General features: G+C 63.0%; 18 protein-coding genes and 2 pseudogenes. 11 read left to right on the top strand and 9 right to left on the bottom strand.

What is annotated here, in order from left to right; genetic code table 11:
• Positions 1 to 91: 91 nt before the first annotated feature.
• Positions 92 to 559, bottom strand: a pseudogene (locus GGQ96_RS20610) (transcription elongation protein SprT); the annotation flags it as partial.
• A 692-nt stretch (positions 560 to 1251) separates the two neighbouring features.
• On the opposite strand from GGQ96_RS20610, the gene GGQ96_RS20605 reads away from it, so the two are divergent.
• Both GGQ96_RS20605 and GGQ96_RS20600 read left to right on the top strand, forming a co-directional pair.
• On the top strand, positions 1252 to 2754 hold the full coding sequence (locus GGQ96_RS20605; RefSeq protein ID WP_184117138.1) for an AAA family ATPase: 1503 nt from the start codon (positions 1252 to 1254) through the stop codon (positions 2752 to 2754).
• Complete coding sequence (locus GGQ96_RS20600) at positions 2755 to 3969, top strand: hypothetical protein (protein WP_184117137.1); 1215 nt, start codon at positions 2755 to 2757, stop codon at positions 3967 to 3969.
• Here GGQ96_RS20600 and GGQ96_RS20595 read toward each other — a convergent pair.
• Together GGQ96_RS20595 and GGQ96_RS20590 are read right to left on the bottom strand one after the other, a co-directional pair.
• Positions 3963 to 5210, bottom strand: coding sequence for a DNA-methyltransferase (locus GGQ96_RS20595; protein ID WP_184117136.1), 1248 nt, complete (start codon positions 5208 to 5210; stop codon positions 3963 to 3965). The genes GGQ96_RS20600 and GGQ96_RS20595 overlap by 7 nt on opposite strands.
• A complete protein-coding gene (locus GGQ96_RS20590) occupies positions 5203 to 5796 on the bottom strand; it encodes a recombinase family protein (protein WP_184117135.1) in 594 nt (197 codons plus the stop codon). The genes GGQ96_RS20595 and GGQ96_RS20590 overlap by 8 nt, the downstream gene beginning before the upstream one ends.
• A gap of 238 nt (positions 5797 to 6034) precedes the next feature.
• Between GGQ96_RS20590 and GGQ96_RS20585 the strand changes: the two genes are divergently transcribed.
• The 4 genes from GGQ96_RS20585 to GGQ96_RS20570 all read left to right on the top strand — a co-directional run bounded on the left by GGQ96_RS20585 (position 6035) and on the right by GGQ96_RS20570 (position 9597).
• On the top strand, positions 6035 to 6325 hold the full coding sequence (locus GGQ96_RS20585; RefSeq protein WP_184117134.1) for a hypothetical protein: 291 nt from the start codon (positions 6035 to 6037) through the stop codon (positions 6323 to 6325).
• Positions 6322 to 6732: a hypothetical protein gene (locus GGQ96_RS20580; RefSeq protein WP_184117133.1), complete on the top strand. Its 411-nt coding sequence runs from the start codon at positions 6322 to 6324 to the stop codon at positions 6730 to 6732. Before GGQ96_RS20585 ends, GGQ96_RS20580 begins: the two co-directional genes overlap by 4 nt.
• A 266-nt stretch (positions 6733 to 6998) precedes the next feature.
• Entirely contained in the window at positions 6999 to 7484 is a 486-nt protein-coding gene (locus GGQ96_RS20575) for a DUF6998 domain-containing protein (RefSeq protein WP_184117132.1), read from the top strand.
• An 85-nt stretch (positions 7485 to 7569) separates the two neighbouring features.
• Positions 7570 to 9597, top strand: a complete 2028-nt coding sequence (locus tag GGQ96_RS20570) for a hypothetical protein (protein WP_184117131.1) — start codon at positions 7570 to 7572, stop codon at positions 9595 to 9597.
• A 12-nt stretch (positions 9598 to 9609) separates the two neighbouring features.
• Here the strand turns inward: GGQ96_RS20570 and GGQ96_RS20565 are convergent, their stop codons facing one another.
• Positions 9610 to 10293 (bottom strand): DUF6118 family protein, encoded by a 684-nt coding sequence (locus GGQ96_RS20565; protein WP_184117130.1) that lies wholly within the window; start codon positions 10291 to 10293, stop codon positions 9610 to 9612.
• Between the two features lie 34 nt (positions 10294 to 10327).
• Positions 10328 to 13264, bottom strand: a complete 2937-nt coding sequence (gene traA / locus GGQ96_RS20560) for a Ti-type conjugative transfer relaxase TraA (RefSeq protein WP_184117129.1) — start codon at positions 13262 to 13264, stop codon at positions 10328 to 10330.
• 152 nt (positions 13265 to 13416) lie between these two features.
• Here traA and GGQ96_RS20555 point away from each other — a divergent pair, with 152 nt between their 5' ends.
• From GGQ96_RS20555 to GGQ96_RS20535, 5 genes are read left to right on the top strand one after another with little or no spacing between them, the layout of a single operon-like run.
• On the top strand, positions 13417 to 13680 hold the full coding sequence (locus tag GGQ96_RS20555; protein ID WP_184117128.1) for a hypothetical protein: 264 nt from the start codon (positions 13417 to 13419) through the stop codon (positions 13678 to 13680).
• On the top strand, positions 13673 to 14002 hold the full coding sequence (locus GGQ96_RS20550; protein WP_184117127.1) for a conjugal transfer protein TraD: 330 nt from the start codon (positions 13673 to 13675) through the stop codon (positions 14000 to 14002). Before GGQ96_RS20555 ends, GGQ96_RS20550 begins: the two co-directional genes overlap by 8 nt.
• A gap of 13 nt (positions 14003 to 14015) precedes the next feature.
• Complete coding sequence (locus GGQ96_RS20545) at positions 14016 to 14243, top strand: conjugal transfer protein TraD (RefSeq protein WP_184117126.1); 228 nt, start codon at positions 14016 to 14018, stop codon at positions 14241 to 14243.
• Positions 14240 to 14524, top strand: coding sequence for a hypothetical protein (locus GGQ96_RS20540; protein ID WP_184117125.1), 285 nt, complete (start codon positions 14240 to 14242; stop codon positions 14522 to 14524). Before GGQ96_RS20545 ends, GGQ96_RS20540 begins: the two co-directional genes overlap by 4 nt.
• Positions 14524 to 16065, top strand: coding sequence for a type IV secretory system conjugative DNA transfer family protein (locus GGQ96_RS20535; protein ID WP_221240090.1), 1542 nt, complete (start codon positions 14524 to 14526; stop codon positions 16063 to 16065). The genes GGQ96_RS20540 and GGQ96_RS20535 overlap by 1 nt, the downstream gene beginning before the upstream one ends.
• A 544-nt stretch (positions 16066 to 16609) precedes the next feature.
• On the opposite strand, the gene GGQ96_RS20530 is transcribed toward GGQ96_RS20535, so the two are convergent.
• From GGQ96_RS20530 to GGQ96_RS21625, 4 genes and pseudogenes are all read right to left on the bottom strand, one after another.
• The gene (locus GGQ96_RS20530) at positions 16610 to 17563 is read right to left on the bottom strand and encodes a replication initiator protein A (protein WP_184117124.1); all 954 of its coding nucleotides are present in this window, start codon (positions 17561 to 17563) and stop codon (positions 16610 to 16612) included.
• Positions 17560 to 17892, bottom strand: a complete 333-nt coding sequence (locus tag GGQ96_RS20525; RefSeq protein ID WP_184117123.1) for a hypothetical protein — start codon at positions 17890 to 17892, stop codon at positions 17560 to 17562. The genes GGQ96_RS20530 and GGQ96_RS20525 overlap by 4 nt, the downstream gene beginning before the upstream one ends.
• Positions 17892 to 18545 carry a ParA family protein gene (locus tag GGQ96_RS20520; RefSeq protein ID WP_056379620.1) on the bottom strand — a complete coding sequence of 218 codons (654 nt, stop codon included), beginning with the start codon at positions 18543 to 18545 and terminating at the stop codon, positions 17892 to 17894. Before GGQ96_RS20520 ends, GGQ96_RS20525 begins: the two co-directional genes overlap by 1 nt.
• Before the next feature lie 77 nt (positions 18546 to 18622).
• Positions 18623 to 18793 (bottom strand): annotated as a pseudogene (locus tag GGQ96_RS21625) (transcription elongation protein SprT); the annotation flags it as partial.
• Positions 18794 to 18881: the final 88 nt, after the last annotated feature.

The raw sequence follows: 18881 nt of genomic DNA, 5'->3' as shown, positions 1-18881 counted from the left end.
CCGGCGGACCCGGAGCCAAGGTGGCCTGAGCCGCCCTGTTCGCTACCTGTTCAGCTTACCGCTGTCCGTGTCACAAACCTTGAGGTGCTCCCTTCTTCGGCCGCGTCGTCTCGCCGCCGGTGTCAAGCCGGGCATGGGGGAGGGGGCCGGCAGCTGCTAAGATTGGCGCTACCGCGGCGAGGAAGGCGTCGCCGGGTGTGGTAGCGGTCATTTTGCCGGTCAGGCCCAAGCCGATCGCGACCCGTTTAAACGCCTTCCCATGTCCAGCGGCGATCCCAACCGCGGCGTGGACCAGCTCGTGCGCGAGGATGGCGGCAATCTGCGCCGGCATCGCGTCGGCCGCGTACGCCAGGTCCGGCCGGATGAAGATTTCGAAATGGCCGTCCCCGCTGCACCGGTTGTCCCAGCACTCACCGATCGCCCTGCCCTTGGCGCCGCGGCTGGTGAAGCCGATCGCGACGCGCACGCGGGAGGGCAGGGGGGCGTCCAGCGCCTCGAACAGCGGCGCCATGCCGCTTGCCACCCGATTAAGCCAGCTCTCGCGATTGTCGTGGTCCATGTCCCGTCTTCCTTCCTTCGCATCGCCCTTGGGCGATGGCTCTCGGCCATCGGCCCTGCCTCGTGGCGAACAGCGGGGGGTGAGGGGGCAGCGGGAATCTGCCGGGGTGGTGCGGGCGCACGGAGCGAAGCGGAGGAGCCACGGCCCGGCTGATTGCCGTTGCTGGGAGAGGGGGGCGGCGCTCCCCTTTCCCTCCCTGCAAAACGACGTCGCCGGCATCGCTGGCGGCCTATTGGGCGGCCTGCCGCCCTGCGCGAGCGATCGTAGCCCGTCAGGGGCGAGACGCCGATCGGCGGCTCGATCGGAGCGAAGCGGAGATAGAGCGCGGTCCCGATGGGACGCGCCGCCGCTAAGCGGCTTCAGCGGTTCTTTGGCCAAGAGGTTGTTGAGATGGGCGACATGCTGTTTGTTCTGACCCTGGTGGTCTACAAGCGTCCTCACGGAATGTGAGGGGGAGGGCTGGTGTCGGCCCGCGCTGCGTATACCGATCGACTTTTGGAATGTTATAAGCAGACGGAAGAACAATGGCTAAATATCTAACGCTCCCCGTTGTGCTATGGTCGGTTCAGCAGCTTCGCGACAGTTGCAATAAGCTCTTTGTCGATTTTCTTATCTTGAAGCACGAAGGCCTTACGCCGGATCACCCGGTTACAATCCGTACCCTTTCGACGAAACCCGCTGCACAACGCTTGATGGGTATCACCACCGCCAATGGCGATCCGGTGGATAGCGATCACGCGTTCTTCAATCCATTTGCTCCCAAAGACCCGTGGCGGCACGAGGGCTATCCACGCTCGGGTACTTACTCCACCCTCGATCGAAGCAAGACCTTCGCCGGCATCCTAAAAGTCGACAAATCCGGCGTTGGCATGAATGTAGCGACAGCCGATGACTATATCGACGCGGCTCTCAAGGACCTCCGCCGATCGGCCAAGCGCTCGATCGACATTCCCCTCGTGGCCTTGGCTATCTGGACGCAGAGAGGCGAGGAGTTCGATGATGGTGACGATCTCGACGTTGTGACTGACCGCTTCCGAAGCGAGTACCATGTCACCGACGCTGAGGCCGCGGCGTTTTTCAGCACCAATGTGGAGGCGCCAGAGCCCGTATTTGGCGACGAGGCTGTTCGATCCGATGCCCTAATTGACGCCCTGTTCGCGATCGCGCCGCGGGAGGCACCTGCCGGCGGTGGCGCAACGGTCGAAGCGGAGACGCTCACCGAGGATCTACCAGAGGATCTAGTCGAGTTCCTGCGTGGCGGGCTTCTGCTCCCCCATTCGCTGTTGCGGCAGCTCGTGACGCTGCTTCGGGCCGGCAAGCACATCATCCTGACCGGCCCTCCTGGAACAGGTAAGTCCACGCTCGCTGACCGGCTTGCGATCGCCAGTGAGCGATACTCCAAGGATTTTGCCTTTCCGGGATCGGCCGGCCGCCTCCTGACGACGGCAACGGCCGATTGGAGTACCTTCGATACGCTTGGTGGCTATACACCTTCAGCCGAAGGGCCTGGTCTCGTCTTCGAAGAGGGCTTGTTCTTGCAAGCGATCAGAGAGAATAAGTGGCTGATTATTGATGAGCTGAATCGTGCCGATGTAGACAAGGCGTTCGGCCAGCTCTTCACCGTTCTCTCTGGTCACGATGTCATAACAAGCTTCAAGGTCAACAAGCACAACGTAGCGATCGAGCTTGATCGTGATCGTGCCGAAAGCTCCTATGAACCCGCCACGGGTAAGTATCGCCTGGGCCGGGATTGGCGCATCATCGCCACGATGAACACGTTCGATCGCAGTCTGCTGTTTCAGCTTTCCGCCGCCTTCGTCCGTCGCTTCGCTGTCGTGAACGTCGGCATTCCGAGCCAGGAGGAGCTGGTCGCATGGTTCCACGGCCGAGAGCTTGCCCCGGACGAGCACGCCTTGCTTTCCGGGCTAATCGCCCTCCTTCATCCGGTTCGGCCGCTCGGCCCGGCCATATGGGGCGACCTGATCGACTACATGGAGGTGAGAAGCCAGCATTCGTTCGGTGATGATCCGACCGAAGCCGCTTCCTTCACCGAAGCGGTCATATCGTATGTTCTACCCCAGCTCGATGGCCTGGACCGGGAGTCGTTGGGCCTGGTCGAGAATGGCTTGCTCGCTCTGCTTCCTACGGACGCAGACAAGGAGCGTATCGGTCAGGCATTCCGGGACGCGTTCTGAATGTGGACCGAGGAGGAATATGAGGAGGTTCTAGGCGGTGTTTCACAGCTCGGCTGGCTCGTCCTGAAACGCTTCTCCACCTCCTATCGACCATCGGAGGTGTTGGCGGCTTTCTCATCGCTGTCGGACCAAGAATTCAACCTACTCCGACGACTGCATTTCGGGCTGAGCGATGCCGTCGATACCTTCTTAGAGGTCCACGCTCCCGCCTTCCTCCGCAACATACCCTCGACCACCGAACACGCCTTGGAGGAGCGACGCGGCTCGCCACGCGGCCGGGTAGATTGGACGCGCACCTTTGCGCGTCGCGCCCAGCTTGGTGATGATCCTACCCGGTTCGTGACCCGACCGACCGAACGCACTGCCGATAGCGGCGCTGGCAGGCTTGTGGGCCTGATGCTAGCCAGGATCGCCGCCAACGCGACGTGGCTAACCCAGCGATCCATTCCCGAGCTGGCGCGAGAACGGTTGGAGGTGAGCGGCGCCACAGCAAATCGCCATTTGGCCGTACTGCGCAGCCGCGGTGTCCGCGTACCCACCTCGATCAGCCTTCGTGAGATCGGTCCGCTGCGGCGGGCACGCCGGCCCGACGTGAGCGCCGCCGTTCTCCTATTCGACCTCCATGTTGGCTTGATCGAGCAGGCGAACGAGAATCTCCTGCGGGCACTCCTGCGCGAAAGGCAGATGGTCCCCGAGAATTGTGATGACCTGTTTGAGGTCTGGGCTCTTCTGACCTTGGTAGAGCGTCATCTGAACGAGGGGTGGCAGATCACCGACGCTCAGTTGATCGGAGCGGAGACCGGGCCACGCCGCCCTCGTTTTACTTTGACGAGGATGGGAGACACGGTTTCGATCTACTACCAGATCGTTCCGGCTGTCATGGCCAAATCCAGCGTATACAAAGAAATATTCAATGAATACGATCTGGCTGCATCTATTCGCAGGCCTGACATCACCGCCGCGCTGAGCGGCACCGACAACAACCAGACTATAATCATTGAAGTGAAAAGGACGAGCGACAAGGGCTATATTACCGACAGCGTCTACAAGACGCTGGGTTACTTATCGGACTTCAAAAGCACGGTTGGCCCTGATGCGCCGCAGGCGCTCTTGTTGGTTTGGAAGGGGATTGAACCTGTGGCGGCCCGCTCACCCACAAGTCCAATCCACATTTTGACGGCTCAGGAATACAGCAACATGTCGCTGCCTTACTGATCGAGCGCGATCCGCTTCGTCTTCTTGACGCCCGTTTTCAGGGTTGCCAGCTTCGTATTGGCGAGCTTCACATATTCCGGCGAGACATCAAATCCGATGAAACGCCGGCCGAGTTTTAGAGCTGCAAGGCCACTGGTTCCCGAGCCGGCGAAAGGATCGAGTACCAGGCCATCTTTGTCCGTCGATAGAGAGATACACCGGCCTGGAAGTGCCAAAGGGAACTGTGCGCCATGCCCCTTGCCACCTGTAGCTGTTGGCAGGTGCCATACATCCGTGACCTGATCCTGCTCGAACAGAGCATTACGCCCCCCCAAGGACGCTGGGGTTTGCCGATAGGCTCCTTTGTCGAAATATGGCGTGCGGCTCTTCGTTAGATGCAGGACTTGTTCCAGCGATCGTGTCACACGGGAAGTTGTCGGCTCGGGCAATGAGCCGTCCTTCTTCCACGTAATCATCGAGCGAACAAAGTACCCGATCCGGCTTGCACGCTCAGCGATACGTTGTGGGATCAGGCTTTGCTCTCCGTCGTAAAGATATGCGTGCCCGGCACTGTATCGCCGGCAGTTTTGCTCGGTCCACTTGCGAGAGTCCAAGCCCTTCATCGCCCGGAGGGTCTCGGCAGCGTTACCCCGGATTTGTGTCCTGGTGTTGAACGTGTCTCCTAGGTTCCACCAGACCGAACCATGAGGGGCGACCTTCTTCTTGAGCATCAGCAGTATTTCTACCGAATGGCGGATGAACCCCTCAGGAGTTTGCTCATGCCCAAATGGGCATACTTCACCATCCGACCATTCTACATTTTTTGGCGTGCCGTATATCCTAACTGCCCAGTAGGGCGTCGATGTAACGACACAGTCAATGCTTTCATCGATCAAAGACGCTATGAGTTTGTGAGCATCGCCGCACGTCACCTGGTCTATCGATGGCTTCTGCGGAGAAAGAGCCTTAACCTCAGCTCGTGAGGCAAGCTTTTCAAAATAGCCCATGATCCGGCTGCGAGGCACAAACGTCTCGCTTGCGTCATCAAGCATCACGAGTCGCTCGATGTCCGAGAACGACAAAAGCCCCTTTGACCCCAGTACCCTCTTAATGAATACGGGTTGCAACCCGACAACCGGAGCCACGTCCTCGATCTTGAATAGAGAGGCGCTGCTTGACGATGTGCCACTCCAGCCAAGAGCAGAACTATTTGGATGGATGTCGGACCACCCTTCAACCTGCGTGCGCGGTTTTCTAGCCATGCTTATTCATTCCAGTTTCTTGGGCCACGGCACTCCGCCCGCCAGGGATGTGCCGGTAGAGCGTAGAGGGTTGCACGCCGAGCTGCTGAGCGACCTCGCCGACGGTTATGGTGGGGTCCGCCAGCATGGCTCTGGCGCGTTTGATCTCGGCTGGCCCTATGGTGGGCTTGCGCCCGCCGCGGCGGCCCATGGCCTTGGCTTGGGCCAGCCCAGCGTGGGTACGTTCAAGGCCCAGCTCGCGTTCGAACTCAGCTACCGCTGCAAAGACATGGAAGACCAGGCGGCCGCCGGGTGTGGTGGTATCGATGGCCTGGGTCAGCACCTTCAGCCCTATGTCGCGCCGTTGCAGCTCCGCCGCCGTTTCGACAAGCTGCCTGACGGAGCGGGCTAGGCGGTCGAGTTTCCACACCATCAGGGTGTCGCCGTCACGGAGGTAATCGAGTGCGGCCTTCAGCTCGGGGCGATCGCGCTGCGCTCCCGACGCCTTCTCCACATACACCCGATCGCACCCGGCTCCCCGCAACGCGTCAAGCTGAAGGGCAGGGGACTGATCTCGGGTAGAGACACGGGCATAACCAACTACCACCCGAACCCTCCTGAAACTCGTCGCGACAGCTCCAATTCCGGGAGAAGATTACAGGAGACGCTTTCGAGAGACAAGAAAAAAGAACAAAAGGGGTACGTATTATTCCGGTCCGACGGTCTCCCGCTGACCACCGTTTGCGGGAGCATCGTCCAGCGACCCGCGATGGCGTATCGGTCAGGTGATCCGCTTGAACCAAGTCTCATACATACATATGTATAGACCGGCTTAGGAGATGCCAATGGCCTATATCGATCCACGGTTGGTGACATCCCCCAAGGGGCGCGTCGAACGGCTCGACGTGATCTACGACGGTGGGGAGGGCGATTATGCCGTCGCTGCCATGCTGTGGGACGGAGAGCCGGCGACTGGCGTCCGCTGGAATGGCGGCGACAGGGGTGAGAAGTTCCAGGGGCTAGGCAACCCGCAAAGCCGGGGCATCCCTACCTGGTTCATCCTGCCCGACCCGATCGCCGAGTTGGTACGCGCGAACCCCTCCGCCCTTGTGCCGAACGATCCTACGGCGCGATGAACGATCCCAATGCGAAGGCAGATGTGACGGAGCTGACCCCGCTCGACCTTGGGCCGCTGCCGGTCGCCAAAATCAATGCCGTACTGGGCTCCAGCCTTGCAGCGGCAGACGCACATTTCTCGATCCGAGCGCAGAGTCATTCGCTGGTACGACACCCGGCCGACTTCGAGCTATGCCGGCGCTACGTCGGCCGGATCGTATCCGCTCCAGACTACATAGGGCAGGCGCCTGGCCAAGCCGACGGCTTCGAGCTGATTGGCGAAGTGCCTCAGGAGGGCGCGATCATTCTCGTGGCGATCAAGCTGCGGGTGGATCGAGCAGGCCGGTACATCGTCGCCAGCACCTACCCGATCGACAGGAACAAGCTGGAACGCCGGCTGCGCAAGGGCTTCATCAAGCCGGCCTAGAAACTAGAAAGCCCCGCACGAGCGGGGCTTTCAGAAGCTATCGGCGGGGCGCCAAATTCCCGCATCCCTTCGGCTTTCGCCTACTTTGCCACTTGCATGGCGTGTGAGGAGGCCGTTCTCACCTCGGTAGCTTTCGAGCCTTCTAGCTAGGAATATGTTCAAAGAGCGTCAACAGCCCCATACATACATACGTAGCAAATAAAGTCTGATCGTTATGGGGCCGCTGCACACCCCAAGCCAGAGCCGAAAGGTATACCTTTTTACCGATGACGGAGAACGATCAGGCCTGCCGGGTCCGCGAAATCCTCGCAACCGTGAAGCCGCTAGCGGCGGAATATTATCAGCTCACGGGCAAGCCGCTGGGTGTCACCGGTGAGATCGCCGAGTACATCGCGGCAGAGCTGCTAGGTCTCGAACTCGCCCCGCCCCGCACCAAAGGATACGACGCCACCCGGCAAACGCCAGCCGGCCCCATGCGCGTACAGATCAAGGGGCGAGCCTATGGAGAGAGAGCGAACCGGAGCCAACGTCTCGGCACGATCAAGCGGGATGCTGACTGCGACACTGTGCTGCTCGTGCTGTTGGACAATCTGACTCTCGAACCGCGCGAAATATGGGAAGCGAATTACAGTGCCGTCGAGGGCCGGCTTGCCGTTCCTGGATCAAAATCGCGGGATAGAGGCGCACTTGGCGTGCCCGAGTTCAAGAAGCTTGCCGAGCGCATCTGGCCGATCGCTGACACGGGGTTCTGACACCAGCCTCCAAGCTTGACCCCGGTCTATGAATGGCCGACGCTACGAGAAACTGATCGCAGCCCCAGCCTTACGAGAGAGATTGATGCCCGATTTCACCATTGATGATTTTTGGCGTCATCGCTTAGCAATTCCCCACGCCGCTCAGCCGAAGTCGTTGCCGGGTTGGGAAGCAGGCATTCCTACTCTTGATACTTTCGTCGAGGCACCGCTTTCGCGCAGTTCCAACTTCGATGGCGATAACGATCCCAATGACAGCCCGGTCATCCTCGTTTCGGCACCGGGCGCAGTTGGAAAGTCTACCCTAGCTCGTCAGATCGCATCACTCACGGGTGCCGTGTACCTGGACCTAGCGAAGGCTGAGCCGGTTGGCGGCAACACTCTTTCTGGCGGTTTGGTCAAAAGTGGACTTCTGAACGATTGGCTAGCTGGTGCCGCAGCCCTCCTGATCGACGGCCTTGATGAAGCTCGCTTAAAAGTCACCCAAGAGGGTTTTGAGGCATTTCTCGCCGATATTGCGTACCTTTGTGGCAGTCGTTCAATTCCGACAGTGTTGTTTGGACGAACCGGGGCAATTCAAGACACATGGCTGTTTCTTGAAGACAAGATGAACGTTGCCGTCCTGGAGATTGGTTTTTATCCAGCCGCTATCGCGGAGAGGTTTGCCCAAGCTCGCCTACATGCAGCCAATCCGGAGAATGCCCACCTTCAAGCGGGATACCGTGCCCTAAGCACTCTTCTTGAACGCCTTAGGCAAGACACCCAGAACGACGGAGATCGTTTTGCCGGGTATGCTCCTGTACTTCAGGCAGTAGCGGAGCGCGTTTCTAAGGAAAGCAATCCTAGCATTCTCATCTCACAGGTCGAGAAGGGCGAGCAGCCCGTAACGCTGCAAGCAGTAATAAGTGCCATTCTTTTGCGCGAACAGCAAAAGCTACAAACATTAAACTTTGAAGATGCTGGTCTCAAGCAAGCACTTTATCATCCAGGTGAGCAGCTACAACGTCTTATTTCACGTGTTTACCATTTGGCGCCGCCACCGCTGCCGCCCATGAGCCCGAGCGATACTCAGACTTACTCATCCGCACTCGAAACGTGGGTACCCGAACATCCATTTCTTGATGGAGCAATAACGGCCGCGTCAGCAGTGTTTGATGCAGTTATTACCGGTGCAGCACTGCGTGACCCGAAAACCGCAAATCAAGCAGCTACTAGGGAGCTTGCGAAGGGAGCTGCCGCCAACCCCTTCCTTGCAGAGTTTTATTTTGGAAGCTCTGATAATCAGTATATTCCTCCAGAACACGTTGGCCTTATTTATACGTCCCTTCGGGCTAGGCTATCGATTGGTGACAGTGCTAGCCTTTCGATTGATGGGATCGAAGATGGCGATGAGGTTCAACAGCTAGAGGCAGAAATTGAAATCGCCATCTCTCGAAATGGCGAGGATCAAGTTCGGACGTTGAGTTTCAAAAGCGATCAAGCCGGGATTATCCGGCTGGGTAGTCACGTGGAGGACGTCGATATTAGCGCCCCCTTCGCGCACGTAGAAGTTGGAAGCGGTCGAGAGTCCGTGCTTGTTTCGCCTGTTTCGATACAGTGCCAGAAGATTACTTTCTCTGCGGAGCGTATCATTATTGAGGCTTCACCAACGATGGTGGAAAGCGCGGTAAGCCTCGAAGCCGAAACCGCTGAAACATCAGCGGTGACAAGCGTACCTGTTTTGAATGGGAAAGTGACATTCTCAGTGTATTGGCAAGGAGCAGAGGTTTATCCTTGGACCAACTTTCGAGGAAATCCATCAGTTTCTGGAAACCCTAAGACTGATGAGGCTCTTCGGCGGTTCCGCAAGTTTATTATATCATTCCGATCACATTCTAAAGGAAGCTTAAAGCGTTACGCAGCCAAGCTTGAACATGAGCGGATGACCAAGGGTACAGGCAGAGCCGTGCTTAGCCACATGGTTGCCACAGGTTTGCTTAGCACAGATGGATCAATGTACACGCTACATCCTGATAAGCTTGCTCAAACCGGTTCATCCTATTCAGCTGCCATGTCTAGCACGTTTACAGATAAGACTATATCGTACGTAAACGAGGCGCTTCCGAAAGCCTGAATTTTCTTTGCGTTATGTACCCTCGGCTTGAACGCTGACGGTGCATAATGCAGCCTTATGCATTCTGGCTGCTTGCTTCCGGCATTTCGCTAAAGCATCGCGATTGGCAGTGACGATCCGATCGCCCGCCGCGATGTTGGCGAACGCCTCGGGCGCGGCGATCCGCATCATGTGCTGCCCGCCCTCCCACATTGGCATGGCGAGCGTGCGCGCCGCCATCCTCTCCGGCCATTGCCAGCTCGCCGGCACGGCGCGCGCGACGACACCGGCGAACACCGCCCACAGGACCATACCGGCGACTATCCCGCCGATCGCCGCCAGCATCACCCACCGCTTCTGATCCTCGGCACGCCGCACCGACGCGGTGACGCCCTGCAAGGTGCGTGTCGCGTCGCGCAGCTCGCCGGCCGCAGTCTTCACCGTCTGCCGGTCCTCGGCGACCGCACCACTGATCCGGGCGGCGACCTGGCGCGCGACCGCTTCCTCCTCGCCCGCCTTCCGCAAGATTTCGGCACGCTGGTAGGTGCCGGTCGCCAGCTTCGTGATCTGCGCCAGCGTTTCGCTATAGTCGGGCGGCTCGGGCCGATCGTCACGGGCGGCGATCCCCTCGATCGCGCGCCGGAGCAGCGCCAGCTCACCGCGCACGCCCTCGAACGCTTGCGTTGCGGCATCCCGTTCGTCCTCGCCTTCTTCCATCCCGCCTCCTATCGGTCACCGAAAGCACGAACGGCTAGCGGCTCAATCCCCTGTCCCGTTCACGTCCCGGCCCGATCGAGCGCGCCAGCGCGTCACCGATCGCCCGGTCCTTCTCCAGCTTCAGCTCCAGCTCGGGCGCACGACGACGCAGCGCGGATTCGAGCTGCGGATCGCGCGCGAGCCCGCCCGCGGCCTGCGCCATGCGCCCGCGCAGCATCTCGGCGCCGGCGGTGTCGCCGGCTCGCTCCAGCCCGGCGCGCTGGCGCTGCATCGCCTGCCAGCCCGTCACGAACCGATCGGCCCGCGCGTCCGGATCGAGCCGGACACGCTGTTCCTCCGCCATCGCCCGCGCCGCGCCGCCCGTATCGCCGCTCGCCGCCTGCTCGATCAGCTTCGGATCGCGCTGCATGGCGGATGCGAGGTCTCGCGCCGCGTCGGGCCGGGTCGCGTCCAACGCCTCGATCGCGCGCCGTGCCGCCGTCTCCTGATGCGGCAGCACCGGCAAGCCCTGAGCCTTCATCCGCCGCACGTCGGCTGCGACGCGGGCATAGTCGCGGATCGCCCTGGCCTGGTCGGGACGGGCATCGCGCGATCCAGCGCTGATCGCCGTCTCGCCGCGCTCGGCCGCCGGCGTCTTCTCAGCCGCAGGCTTCGGCCGGAACCCGGCGAACATGCCGCGCGCCTTGTCGCGGACCTTCTCGACCACCTGGCGCGCGAGTTCCGGAAACCGGATCTCGCGCCGGTCGGCGAAGGCGCGGGCATGGTCCTGATCGCTGCGATCCGGCGCATAGTCGCCGGCCATGTCCTTGCCGCGGTCACGTGACAGCACGCGCGCGAGCTTGCCCTGATCGGCGAAGTCATCGCGGCCGTAATGGAGCTGCACGCCCTCGCGGTGCCGCGACAGCCCGACATAACCGCTATGCCGGTCCATGCCCGGCGTGGCGAGGACGTGCGCGCGATCGACCGTCACGCCCTGCGACTTGTGGAAGGTGGCCGCATAGCCGTGATCGACCGCGGCATAGTCCTTCGCCGCGAACGTCACCTCGCGCCCGCCGTCGAGCCGCACCGTCATGCCCTCGGGGGTGACGCGGCCGATCGTCCCCAGCGTGCCGTTCTTGACGCCCAGCGACCGCTCGTTCCGCAGGAACATCAGCCGGTCGCCCGCCGCGAAGTCGCGGCGGCCCCGGTCGGCCGCGAACGCCACGTCCTCGCCCAGCTCGCCGTTGGCGCGCAGCCGTTCGCGCGCCTCCCCGTTCAGCTCGCGGACCTCGGCGTTGGTATGGGTGAGAATGATGCGGCTATGGTCGGGATCGGCGCGGCGCTGGCGATCCCATCCGTCCACCAACTCGCCCCGCGCCTGCTCGCGCGTGTCAGCCGCGTGGACCATCCCGCGCTCGGCATAGGCGTCCAGCGCCTCGCCCGTGCGGCCAGTGGCGAGCGCTCGCGTCGCCTCCTTCTGCCAGTCCTCGCGCTGCCGGCGGACCTCGGTGATCTCGGCCGCGCCGTGGCGCTCGGTAATCGACCGGAACGCCGCGCCCGCCTCGATCGCCTGCAACTGCTCGGGGTCGCCCACCAGCACCACCTTCGCGCCAGCATCACGGGCATGGGACAGCACCCGCTCCATCTGGCGCGTGCCGATCATGCCGGCCTCGTCCACCACCAGCACGTCCTTCGGCCCAAGCTGGTCGCGACCCTGCGCCCAGCCATGCTCAAGGCTGGCGATGGTGCGGGACGCGATGCCCGATCCACCCTCAAGGTTCTCGGCCGCGATCCCGGACAGCGCCGCCCCGCGCACCTGGTAGCCCTCCCGCTCCCACGCCTCGCGCGCGACACCCAGCATCGCCGACTTGCCGGTGCCGGCATAGCCGACGACGGACGCCAGCCCGTCGCGCCCGGTGATATGGTCGAAGGCGTCGCGCTGCTCGCCCGACAGTACCAATCCCCGCCCCTCGGCCGCCTCCAGCGCGCCGGCGCGCTGCCGGTCGGACACGCCATGATCGTCGCGCCACGCCAGCTCGTCGCCGGCCTTCTCCAGCCGTGCCTCGGTCGCGATCATGTCGCGGGAGGTGAAACGCTCCTGGTCCCGCCCGTCCTTCCCCAGCGCGACCAGCTCGGGACTGGCGCGCACCGCCGCCATCACCTGGTCGAACTGCTCCTTGCCGTCGCTGTGGCGGAACGCGAACAAGGCAAGGTCGCGGGTGGTGAAGGTTGATTGCTGCCGGGTGATGCCGTCGAGCGCGTGGCGCGGATCGGCGATGATCCGTTCGCCGTTCTCGCGCGCGATCCGCACATGATCCTCGGCGTTACGGTGCGGCTGCCCCTCCAGCTCGTGCCGCTTTCCCATCGGCCCGATCTTGTGCTGCGGCTCCAGCTCGATCCCCTGCGCCTTGTAGCTGCGATGGTCGATCCGGCCCTCCAGCCCCAGCTCGGCCATGCGCTCGTTGACGTGGCACGCCCACGCCTCCCGCCACCCCTGCAACAGCTCTGCGCTGTTCCAGTCGCGGTTCTTCTTGCCGAAACCCTCCGGCCCCACATCGCGCATCGACAGCATGACGTGCGCGTGCGGCTTGGGGCTACCGTCCTTCGCCTTGTCCCAATGCACGTTGAGGTCGGCGACCATCCCGCGCTTCACGAACTGCTCTTTCACAAAGTCGCGGGCGAGCGCGACGCCCTGTTTCTCATTCATCTCGCGCGGAATCGAGAACTCCACCTCGCGGGCGAGCTGCGCGTCCTTGCGCTTCTCTCCCGCCTCCACCTCGTTCCAGAGCGCGGTCCGATCGTTTAAACGCTCCGGCGCGCCTTTCGGCAACATCACCTCGGAGTGGATGACGCCGGTCTTGTTCGAGAAGTCGTGGTTACGCCCAAGCCGCTCGTCATGCAGCTCGGATGCGGAGCGATAGGCGGCGGACGCGACGGCGCTGGAGCCGTTGGCGCGGCTGATGACCTTGGCACTGAAATGGTAGATCGCCATCGCGAGCGGTACCATGCACTTCTGAGCGCACGTCGGCAACGACGTATAAGCGCGCACTCATCCTCCGCTTCGCTCCTCCTGACTGACTTGGAGGCGTTTCCTGCTTGCGATCCCTGCCCGCTCTGGCAAACTGCCTAGGCAAGGAGAGCATGATGAGCCGTGCTTACGAAGAGGCTATGGAGCGGCGCCGCGATGCGTATGTCGCCCAAGCGCTCGGGATCAGCATCGACACGCTCGATGAATATCCCTTCGATCTGGACCATAACGCCAGCGACGACGGCGTGGTCTATGGTTGGCGTGTTCTGTGGAACGAGGAGGCCCCGCCCGGCGTCGATGCGAACGGAACGCCGGGGCTGCTCTGGTCGGACATTCCTGCTGCGCCGGATGAGCCCGACGAGGATGATCGTGATGCGTAAGGTGCGCGATTACGATGCGGAGCTGAAGGCGCTCGGCGATAAGGCCAAAGCACTCAAGGCGAAGCGGGTAGAACAGCTCGGAGCGCTGGTCGCCGCAACGGGTGCCGATGCGCTCGACGCGGAAACGCTGGCCGGCGTTCTGCTCGATGCGGTCGCGTCCAAGGATGCCAGTGCGAAGGAGGCGTGGCGGGCGAAGGGGGCCGCCTTCTTTCAGCGCCGCGGGCGCAAAGGTCGCGGCGCTGCTGCGATCGACGGCGCGGATGCTGGCGCTCAACCAGGCGGCGACGCTGCGCGCGGAAGCGACCCGGCGACGAACGGATAGTCGGGGCTGGGTCGTGCAACGTCGCGAACGGACTCGCCACCTGATCGAGCTGGGCGGCCTCGTCCGGAAAGCCGGGCTGGTCGATCTCGCCGACGACGATCGCGCGACGATCTATGGTGCGCTGTTGGAGCTGGTCGGGCGTGCGCGGGAGGGCGATGTCGGCAATGCGCTGGCACTGTGGAAGCGTCGCGGCCGGCGGGCATTCGACGCGGAAGAAGCGGGACGGGAGACGGGCGAATGACGACGATCGACCTGGACACGCTCCGGCGCGAGGTCCGCGCGCTCGACTATACGCGCGGCAGCCCGGCCGAGGACGCGATGTGGCGCGAGGACGACGAGGACGCCCGCGCCAACCTGGCGATCGAGGACATGCAGCTTTCCGCGGAAGATGACGCGCTGTTCGACTTGCTGCGCGACGAGCGGGTGCCCCCTCCCCTCGCCACGGCAATTCTTCTCAAGCTGCTCGGCCACCCCGACGCCGATCCGGCGCTGGCGATCACACCGGCCGGTGCGAGCTGCTGATGCCGGCGCGGATCGGTCCGCTCTGGGCGCTGCTGATCGGCTTCGTCGTCCTGATGGCGAGCAATAGCTGGCTCAAGGGGATCTTCGGCGTCGGCGAAATCGCGACTGACGTGCCGTTCCTGCTCACCGGCCTGGTCCTGTTCGCGATCTGGAAGTTCAACCGCCGCGCCGGCACCCGCAACACGCTGATGGGTTCGGCTCGTTTCGGCGACCGGCGCGACCTGGCGAAGCTCGAAGGCTCGGGCGATCTCGTCATCGGCCGGTCGGGCCGTAACAACAAGCTGCTGCGCTACGACGGCCCGGCGCATTTGCTAACGATGGCACCCACCCGCTCGGGCAAGGGCGTCGGCACGATCATCCCCAACCTGCTGCTGCTCGACCGCTCAGTGATCTGCATCGACCCCAAGGGCGAGAATGCCCGCGTCACGGCCCGCACGCGCGCCAGGAAGGGCGATGTCTGGTGTCTGGACCCGTTCAGCGTCTCCGGGCGTCCAGCGGCCCGCTACAACCCCCTGGCGTGGCTCGACGCTGCCAGCCCGGACCTCGCGGAAGATGCGCAGACGATCGCCGACGCGCTGGTCCACGATGCGCCGGGACAATCGGGCGAGGCACACTGGAACGAGGAAGCCAAGGCGCTGATCGCGGGCATCATCCTCCACACCGTCGTCCACGAACCCCCTGCCCTCGCCACGCTGGCGACGGTGCGGGACAAGCTCACCCGCGATCCCGCCGCCTTCGCCACACTGCTGGCGGACATGCAGGCCAGCACCGGCGCCCACGGCCTGATCGCACGCGCCGCCAACCGCCAGCTCGGCAAGTCCGATCGCGAGGCCGCCGGCGTGCTGTCGTCCGCACAGCGCCATACCCATTTCCTCGACAGCCCGCGGATCGTGGACAGCACGTCCGCGTCCGATTTCCGGTTCGCGGACATCAAGGAGCGGCCGGGTACGGTGTTCCTGTGCCTACCGCCCGACCGGCTCGACACCTATGCCCGCTGGCTGCGGCTGCTGGTCGCCCAAGCCGTCACCGACATGGCGCGCTCCCCTGCCCGGCCGGAACGCCCGGTCCTGTTCCTCCTCGACGAGTTCGCCGCGCTCGGTCGCCTCGATCCGGTGGAGCGCGCGATGGGGCTGATGGCTGGTTACGGGATGCAGCTCTGGCCGATCCTCCAGGACATGCACCAGCTCAAGGCGACCTATGGCGAGCGCGCCGGCACCTTCATATCCAACGCCGGCGTGATCCAGACGTTCGGGGTCAACGATCTCGCCACCGCCGACATGCTCTCGAAGACGATCGGCGACACCACCATCGAATATGAGACGTTCGGCACGTCCGGCCCGGCGAGCATCTTCAGCGACGGCACCCGCTCGCAAAGCTCCAGCGGCCATATCGCCGCCCGCCGGCTGGCGACCCCCGATGAAATTATGCGGATGAAGCCGGACGATCTCCTGTTGATGCGGCAAGGGCAGCATCCGCTCGTCGTCGGGAAAATCCGTTATTACGCGGAGCGCGAGTTCGCCGGTCTTTACGATCCGGCCTGATCGCACACCGGCGGGACCAATCTCTCTCCTGCTCTCTCAACCCGCTCGACATCGACAGATACACACCGCCGGATCGGCTCGGCTTCTCTCGGAAGCCTGCGGCCGCAGGCCGCTCTTGTGACGGCGATAGCCGGCACGCAACGAAGGCGCATTGGCCCGGAGGGGCAATTCCGTTTGGCCTCCTTTCGAAGCTCTGTTCGATGCAGTGAGGTTAAGTGATTCTGTTAAATAGGAATTGTTAAGAAGGTTAAGGGGTCCAGAAAGCGGAATCTTCGCTTTGTTATCAGCATCTTGCGGATAGGCCCGGTGGGTGAAACCCCGTGATTCGGTGGGTGAAACCCCGATAGTGAGGTGGGTGATCCCCCGATGCGATGGTGGGTGAAACCCCGAGTCCGTTGATACCAAAACGAGGCTTCCCGGATCGGTTATCCACAGACTGGCTGCCGGGGCAGCATCGGGCGGGCGGCTTCATCGTCCGTTGGTCGACTCGTCTCGGTGGGTGAAACCCCGATAGTTGGTCTCGCGGTGGGTGAAACCCCGATAGTCAGCGCCGTCCGACGAGTTGATCCATGCGGGCGTCCACCTCCTCGGTTCGCCGGCGATCGGCGTCGAAACGCGCGCGCCGCTCTTCCTCGGCGCGCATCCGTTCGGCGAGCGCCAGTGCCTCGGCCTCGCCGCGCCGCCTGAACAGCACCGCAGGGCTTCTGTCGGCCGTCTCGGTCAGCTCCATCGCATAGTCGGGGAGCTGATCGGCCTCTATTACGCGGCGGAGCATCCGGTTGAACTCCTTGGGCTGAGCGTCGCTGCCCGTCTTGTCGCGGAGCAGCTCGACGCGACACACCCACCCGCCCTGCTGCGATCCAACGTGCTTGCGCCCGATGCGATACAGCGCCCGCTCCAGCCCACCGGACAGGAGGAAATAGTCGGGGTGCATGGTGAGCAGCGACTTCTCGTTGACGATACCCTCATAGACCCAATCGGAGAGGGTCAGCGTCATGCCGCGGGGCTGCTCGGTGTCGGCGTCGGTGTCGAACGTCCAGCTATCGAGCCAGTTGAAACCCGCCTTCTGCCGGCGCTTCGTCGCCCGGATCGAGGTCGTGATGCTGGTCGTCTGGAGACGGAGCAGCGCCGCCTGCAATTCTTGGTAGTCCCGGCCGCCGGTGCTGCGCTTGATCGCGCGCAACAGGTCGTAGGGCGTGGTCGTCAGCGTGCGAGGCAGGTCGTTCAGGCCCTGCTGCTTCATGCGGTTGAGCGTGGACGCCGCCCATATCAGAATATCGGCATCCCATATCGTTGCCATGCCGTAGTCGGGGATCGCCTGCACGCGCACCCACGCCTCGCCGTCCGGGCTTTTATATTCGATCGGCTTCAACCGCTTGCGCTTCTGGAGCGAAAAGAACGGCCGCTCCATGACCTCGCGCTGGTCGCGGAGCGGAAGGTCGCCCAGCGCCGGGATGAACAGGTCGAACTCGGGGTTGGGATCGCGCCGCTTGCTCACGGCGCGAACCGGGTGTGACCGCGCTTGACCAAATACTGGCGGAGCAGCCGTTCGGTGATGACGGTCAGCGGCTCCCCGCCCTCCTCGACGCTGAGCTGGCGAAGCGCGCGGTGCATGTCCTCGGGAATGTGGATCAGCACCGGCTTCTTGCCCGGGTGGCTGCTGCGCCGCGCCGGTGTGGCCGGCACCGGGGCGTCGGCCGGCCGCCGCGATCGGCGCGGGGACACAGCCGATCGCGGCTCGGGTGCGATACCGGCGACGGGCGCTGGTGCCGGCTCAGTGGGCTCGTCATCGAAGATGCCGGCGAGCGCGGAAGGCTTGCGCGCCATTATGCCGCCTCGCTTACTGGCTTAGTCGTAAAGCCGCTTAGTCGCTTAGCTTCGGCGTAGCTGGCGCGTAACTCGGCCGCCGCCTTGCTGTCGGGCTCCGTCTCGCTCGCGGTGCGCCCCAGCGGCGTCGCCTTGTAGAAGTCCTTGCGATAGTGGAGCCGGCTGTCGAACAGCGTCACGCCCTTGGCCGCGAAGCCGGCGCTTGCCTCCTGCCCCTCCCCGCCCTGATGCGGAACCTGGGTGAGGATGACGGCGAAGGGCGTCCCCGCCTGCTGCACCTGCTTGACCGTCTGCAATACCGAATGAACATCGAGGCCGCGCGGCGCGACGGGGATGATGACGAAATCCGCCTGCTCGGCTGCGAGCATGGCAATGTCCTTCGAGTTCGCCGGCGTGTCGATGATGATAAGGTCGATCTTGCCGCTGCCCCGTCCGCGCGAGACGTGGAGCGGGAGACCGGCGACGCTGCTGTCCTTCACCGTCACGTCGTCGTCGTCGCGGCGCTCCGACCAGTAGAGCGCCGATCCCTGCCGGTCGTCGGCATCGAGGATCACGACGGACGCCCCCTCCCTCGCCGCCTCGACCGCGAAGCCGGTCGATAGCGTGGTCTTGGACTGCCCGCCCTTCTGCGCGATGATCGCCCACACCTGCATAACTGCTCCTCACTAAGCGGCTAAGCGACTTATGCCGCTTAGCCGCTTAGTCGTAAAGTGTCTTAGTCGGCATTGGTTCAGGTGTCGTCGCCATCGGCGCCGAGTGGATCATGGCGCATCGCCCCGTGCCCCTCTGCCGGGCAAACCGGCGCTCCGACCTCCTCCAGCCACTTGCGCGCGGTCCTCACCGTGTAGCCGCAAGCATCGCACTCGCATTTGAGCAACCGCGCTGCCTGCTTCTTGGGGGCACCTCAAGGTTTGTCATATGGACAGCGGCAGTCGGAACAAATGGTCAACAAAAGCCTGAGCGTTGCCGCAAAGTATATTAAGTTTCGT

It is taken from the genome of Sphingomonas abaci (assembly GCF_014199625.1).
GTDB lineage: Bacteria > Pseudomonadota > Alphaproteobacteria > Sphingomonadales > Sphingomonadaceae > Sphingomonas > Sphingomonas abaci.
Note: the sequence above shows the minus strand (reverse complement) of the source record. Positions and strands in the feature narration are given on the sequence as shown.

Excerpts from the sequence above, each read along its gene's own strand:
- GGQ96_RS20605 (WP_184117138.1), top strand. The coding sequence starts at position 1,252 with ATGGGTATCACCACCGCCAATGGCGATCCGGTGGATAGCGATCACGCG.
- GGQ96_RS20600 (WP_184117137.1), top strand. The coding sequence starts at position 2,755 with ATGTGGACCGAGGAGGAATATGAGGAGGTTCTAGGCGGTGTTTCACAG.
- GGQ96_RS20595 (WP_184117136.1), bottom strand. The coding sequence starts at position 5,210 with ATGGCTAGAAAACCGCGCACGCAGGTTGAAGGGTGGTCCGACATCCAT.
- GGQ96_RS20585 (WP_184117134.1), top strand. The coding sequence starts at position 6,035 with ATGGCCTATATCGATCCACGGTTGGTGACATCCCCCAAGGGGCGCGTC.
- GGQ96_RS20580 (WP_184117133.1), top strand. The coding sequence starts at position 6,322 with ATGAACGATCCCAATGCGAAGGCAGATGTGACGGAGCTGACCCCGCTC.
- GGQ96_RS20575 (WP_184117132.1), top strand. The coding sequence starts at position 6,999 with ATGACGGAGAACGATCAGGCCTGCCGGGTCCGCGAAATCCTCGCAACC.
- GGQ96_RS20570 (WP_184117131.1), top strand. The coding sequence starts at position 7,570 with ATGCCCGATTTCACCATTGATGATTTTTGGCGTCATCGCTTAGCAATT.
- GGQ96_RS20565 (WP_184117130.1), bottom strand. The coding sequence starts at position 10,293 with ATGGAAGAAGGCGAGGACGAACGGGATGCCGCAACGCAAGCGTTCGAG.
- traA (WP_184117129.1), bottom strand. The coding sequence starts at position 13,264 with ATGGCGATCTACCATTTCAGTGCCAAGGTCATCAGCCGCGCCAACGGC.
- GGQ96_RS20555 (WP_184117128.1), top strand. The coding sequence starts at position 13,417 with ATGAGCCGTGCTTACGAAGAGGCTATGGAGCGGCGCCGCGATGCGTAT.
- GGQ96_RS20550 (WP_184117127.1), top strand. The coding sequence starts at position 13,673 with ATGCGTAAGGTGCGCGATTACGATGCGGAGCTGAAGGCGCTCGGCGAT.
- GGQ96_RS20540 (WP_184117125.1), top strand. The coding sequence starts at position 14,240 with ATGACGACGATCGACCTGGACACGCTCCGGCGCGAGGTCCGCGCGCTC.
- GGQ96_RS20535 (WP_221240090.1), top strand. The coding sequence starts at position 14,524 with ATGCCGGCGCGGATCGGTCCGCTCTGGGCGCTGCTGATCGGCTTCGTC.
- GGQ96_RS20525 (WP_184117123.1), bottom strand. The coding sequence starts at position 17,892 with ATGGCGCGCAAGCCTTCCGCGCTCGCCGGCATCTTCGATGACGAGCCC.
- GGQ96_RS20520 (WP_056379620.1), bottom strand. The coding sequence starts at position 18,545 with ATGCAGGTGTGGGCGATCATCGCGCAGAAGGGCGGGCAGTCCAAGACC.